We start from the raw sequence: 3,946 nt of genomic DNA, 5'->3' as shown, positions 1-3,946 counted from the left end.
GTCAGCCCGCCGTCCGCCGCAGGGAGCGCGGATCAATCCGAGGAGATGGCGACGGTGACCCGGCCAGAGGAGACCGGCGAGACACGCCCCTGCCCTGCGTGCCGGGGACGTGGAACCAAGCTGCGCAGCTCGCGCCGTGCCCTTCTCGTCGGCGAGAGCAGCGGTGATCTCCAGACGCAGGGAGAACAGGAATGTCTCGACTGCCTCGCAACCGGCCGGGTCGAAAGGAACGTGAGATGAATCCGATCATGCAGGCTGCTGCGGATCACCTCCAGCAGGAACGCCGGCAGGACCGAGGCCTGTGCCCTCACCCTCCTGCGAGATGAGTTGCTCCGGCTCGGTGTCCGCGCTGAGCTACGCGACAACGACAGTGCGCTGATGGTGCACCGTCCACAGGTGGGCCTGCCGGTGTGGGTGTTCGTCGGCTACGGCGGCGCTTACTACTCCTGGCAGTCGGCCGAGAGGCGCCACCCGATCAACGACGTGGCGGGCGCGGCCAAGGCTCTGGCCGACTACGCCGGTCGATAGGCGGGCGCGGCGGGGCGGTGTCCTCCAGCGCGGAGGGTGCTGGAGAGCGTTACCGCTGCTCCGTCGTTGTCGGGGAGGACGGACGGGAGTACGAGGTCCTCTGGTACGTGCTTCCGGACGGACAGGGGGCGCTCCGAATGGTCGTTGCCGTGAATGATCGTGGGCTTCGTTCGTCCATCGCTCCGCTGACTCGCGACGAGATCATGCGTCCGGATGGCACCTACGTGGAGTAGGTGGAGAGCGGCGCACCTGCGCGCAGCTTCGCCCGCCTGATCATCCCGTCTGCCGTGACCCTGGCCCGCTCGGCTTGTCCCGGGTCGATGGTGGGCGGGATGATCAGGCTTCCACCTCAGCCCTCTACGACGCCGCAACCCACGAGCACGCCTGTTGCGATCATCCCGGAGCCGGAGCGCCCCCGCCGGAGGCGCGTTGACTTACAGGCAGCGGACCCATGCAACCAGCGTGCTGATACCTGGGCCATCATCGGTGCCGCGGACTCGGACGTATGCCAGCTCGATTCGCTGGCCAGTGGAGCCAGGAATGATGCATTCGGGACGTGATCCGCCGTTAACTTGGCCGTTGCGGTCAATCCAGTGGGCGCCAGCAATCTCGTAACCGACCCCTTCTGCCGTGCCATCGACATGTAGGCCAATCTGAGTGGCGTCATGGCTGGTGGCCACGATGGTGCCTTTAACGATGGTGGGAAGCTGGGTACCGAAGGGCGTGAAGTACACCGCCGCTGCTCCTGCTCCGATCAGCATGGCAATCAAGACTAGGCCGACGAGCACCGGCAAGCGGAGCCGTACGCCTCTGATGGGTCTGCTCTCGCGTTGAAGGGGGGCCGTCATGAACGGGACCCTATCCGCAGCACTTCGTTGTGTGCGTAGCTGTTTTTAGTGGGTCAGGAGCGACGCTGTGAAGGCGCGCGGCCCGAGCACGGGCGCGCGCGAGAACGGCCCCCAGGCCGCACGCGCAGCGTGCGGCCGAGCACAGGGCCGCGTGGCGGCGCGGAGCGCCGCCCTTGATACCTACAAGAACAATTCGGCAAGCTATCGCTATGGGATGATCTGTTCCAGATGACGGAGGAGCTGACCTGAATGAGTCTTACGATGCTTCAGGGATTCGTACTGACAGCGGGATTCCTGAACGTCGCAATAGGTATCTACGCGCTGACGACCAATCGGCTCCCTCCTCTGGTGCCCGTTCTCTGGCGTGATCGCTACGAGCCTCGCCGCTACGGGTGGGGGGTGCTGCTGATGGCGGTCTTCGTCTTTCTTCTGGTGTTGGGCCAGAAGGTGATGGACTGGTCGCCTGATCTAGCCTTGGCGCTCGTGATTCCCATGATCGGGTGCGTTATTGCAGCATGGTGGCTATTGATTCCGACGAAGCCTTCTCCGGGGGCCTCGTAAGACCTCCCGGTTGTCAGTCGAGTAGCTCAGGGCGGTGTGCCGTAAGGGCTCTGCGGGCTGTGACGTATCGCTCGTGGAATTCCTCGGCGAGAGCCTCACGATGGTAGTGCTGTCGGATGACGCGGTCGAGGTCTGCTGCTCGGTTGACGAGGTCGGTGAGTGACCTGCGTTCGATGTCGAAGGCGGCCATGCCCTGTTCCACTGAGGCATCCAGGTCGCCGCGTCGGGCATGGACGATGCCTAGGTCTATATGAGCGTCAGCGACGCGCATAGGGGCGTTTGAGGTGCCATCCGGGCGGGTGTGCATCTGGATGGTTTCCAGAGCGTGTTCTTCGGCGCGGTCGTTGTCCTCAAGCCAGGTGTAGGCGGTGGCGGCGTAGAAGACCCACTTGGCGTGGTCGAACACGAAGTGGTGATCTGGGTTCCCGGGAAGTGGAAGCTTGGCGAGGGCGTCGGCTCCTCGGGTAAGGGCCTTGTCGGCTTCGCGGCGGTCGCCGATTCGGGCCAGCCCGCGGGCCTCTTGCAGGGTGAGCTGAACCTGGGCACTGGAGTGGCCGGCGACGGCCTGGCCTGTGCGGGCGGCGGTGACCACGTCTTCGTAGCGGCCCTCGACCAGGGCGAACCATGCCGACATCTCGTAGGCCCAGCCCATGAGTTCGCCGTGGCCGACCTGGCGGCCCATCTCGTAGGCGGCGCGGCGGGCGGTCTCGGCCTCCTCGCGCTCTCCCAGGTCGTAGTGAACACACCCGAGCAAGGCCGTCAGCCATCCGGTGATGACGAGGAGTTCGCGGTGCTGGGCGAGGGTGATCCGTCCACCGAGTAGACCGTTGACCTGAGCGAGGCGCTTCTGGGTCCGGTCGCGCAACGTGGCGGCCGAAACGACGGGGTAGGCGCGGCAGAGCAGATCGACGGCCTCGGCGAGGGCTTCGAGCGTGCCGGTTCCTACGTCGGACGCCTGGAGCTGCTGGGCGAGTTCCATGGTGCCGTACAGGTCGGCCTCGGCTCGCAACGCATCCACGGGAATGATGCTGGTGGCTTCAATGAGCTGGCCGGCCCCGCGTCTGTTCGGCCGAAATCCCAGGTCTTCGGGTTGAAGTCCGGTCAACTGGGTGATGGCGATCCGGTACGGCGAATGGGGCCATCTGACCTCTCCGGCCTCCCAGCGCCGAATGCGCTCCTCATCGCACGTCAGTGACTCCTTGATGCCGATCGGCGTCGCGTTGATCCGATTGGCCAGCTCGACGCGCGTCAGACGGCGCTCATTACGCCACGCGCGGAGCTGGACGTTGGGGATGTTGTCGGGCATCTGAGGTCTTCCTCCCGGCTGGGGGCGCAAGAGGGGGGAATTCAGGGGAGCGTTTGGGGGTCCTGACGATCTTGGATTGCCGGTGGACTTGCCATCGAGCAACACGGTACGTCAGCCCGCCTTCCGCCGCAGGGAGCGCGGATCAATCCGAGGAGATGGCGACGGTGACCCGGCCAGAGGAGACCGGCGAGACACGCCCCTGCCCCGCGTGCCGGGGACGGGGAACCAAGCTGCGCAGCTCGCGCCGTGCCCTTCTCGTCGGCGAGAGCAGCGGTGATCTCCAGACGCAGGGAGAACAAGGAGTGTCTCGACTTGCCTCGCAACCGGCCGGGTCGAAAGGAACGTGAGATGAATCCGATCATGCAGGCCGCTGCGGCCTGCCTCCAGCAGGAACGCCAGCAGAACGAGGCGCTTGCCCTCACTCGGCTGCGGAACGCGTTGCTGCGGCTCGGTGTACGGGCCGAACTGCGCGACAACGACAGTGCGCTGATGATCCCCCGTCCACAGGTGGGACTGCCGGTGTGGGTGTTTGTCGGCTACGGCGGCGCCTTCTACTCCTGGCAGTCGGCCGAGAGGCGCCACCCGATCAACGACGTGGCGGGCGCGGCCCAGGTTCTGGCCGACTACGCCGGTCGATAGGCGGGCGCAGATCAGAATCCGCCCGTCGGGGACGAGGGCCGCGTGGGCCTTCCGCAGCAGCGCC

The 3,946-nt window shown here is 65.9% G+C and carries 5 protein-coding genes; 3 read left to right on the top strand and 2 right to left on the bottom strand.

Features of this window, described 5'->3' with window-relative positions; all coding sequences use genetic code 11:
- Positions 1–378: 378 nt before the first annotated feature.
- The gene (locus ABZ260_RS48090; protein ID WP_355631837.1) at positions 379–528 is read left to right on the top strand and encodes a hypothetical protein; all 150 of its coding nucleotides are present in this window, start codon (positions 379–381) and stop codon (positions 526–528) included.
- A 434-nt stretch (positions 529–962) separates the two neighbouring features.
- On the opposite strand, the gene ABZ260_RS48085 is transcribed toward ABZ260_RS48090, so the two are convergent.
- Entirely contained in the window at positions 963–1,322 is a 360-nt protein-coding gene (locus ABZ260_RS48085) for a hypothetical protein (RefSeq protein WP_355631834.1), read from the bottom strand.
- A 303-nt stretch (positions 1,323–1,625) separates the two neighbouring features.
- On the opposite strand from ABZ260_RS48085, the gene ABZ260_RS48080 reads away from it, so the two are divergent.
- The gene (locus tag ABZ260_RS48080; protein WP_355631832.1) at positions 1,626–1,937 is read left to right on the top strand and encodes a hypothetical protein; all 312 of its coding nucleotides are present in this window, start codon (positions 1,626–1,628) and stop codon (positions 1,935–1,937) included.
- A gap of 13 nt (positions 1,938–1,950) precedes the next feature.
- On the opposite strand, the gene ABZ260_RS48075 is transcribed toward ABZ260_RS48080, so the two are convergent.
- Complete coding sequence (locus tag ABZ260_RS48075; protein WP_355631830.1) at positions 1,951–3,243, bottom strand: hypothetical protein; 1,293 nt, start codon at positions 3,241–3,243, stop codon at positions 1,951–1,953.
- 348 nt (positions 3,244–3,591) lie between these two features.
- Here ABZ260_RS48075 and ABZ260_RS48070 point away from each other — a divergent pair, with 348 nt between their 5' ends.
- Positions 3,592–3,882, top strand: a complete 291-nt coding sequence (locus tag ABZ260_RS48070) for a hypothetical protein (protein WP_355631827.1) — start codon at positions 3,592–3,594, stop codon at positions 3,880–3,882.
- The last annotated feature ends 64 nt before the right edge of the window (positions 3,883–3,946 follow it).

It is taken from the genome of Streptosporangium sp. NPDC006013, from assembly GCF_040614275.1.
In the GTDB taxonomy this organism is placed as follows: domain Bacteria; phylum Actinomycetota; class Actinomycetes; order Streptosporangiales; family Streptosporangiaceae; genus Streptosporangium.
The sequence above is the reverse complement of the archived record's forward strand: the minus strand, read 5'-3'. Positions and strand labels throughout refer to the sequence as shown.

Bases quoted from the DNA above. Each gene is read 5' to 3' on its own strand.
- ABZ260_RS48080 (WP_355631832.1), top strand. From the start codon at position 1,626: ATGAGTCTTACGATGCTTCAGGGATTCGTACTGACAGCGGGATTCCTG.
- ABZ260_RS48090 (WP_355631837.1), top strand. From the start codon at position 379: ATGGTGCACCGTCCACAGGTGGGCCTGCCGGTGTGGGTGTTCGTCGGC.
- ABZ260_RS48075 (WP_355631830.1), bottom strand. From the start codon at position 3,243: ATGCCCGACAACATCCCCAACGTCCAGCTCCGCGCGTGGCGTAATGAG.
- ABZ260_RS48070 (WP_355631827.1), top strand. From the start codon at position 3,592: ATGAATCCGATCATGCAGGCCGCTGCGGCCTGCCTCCAGCAGGAACGC.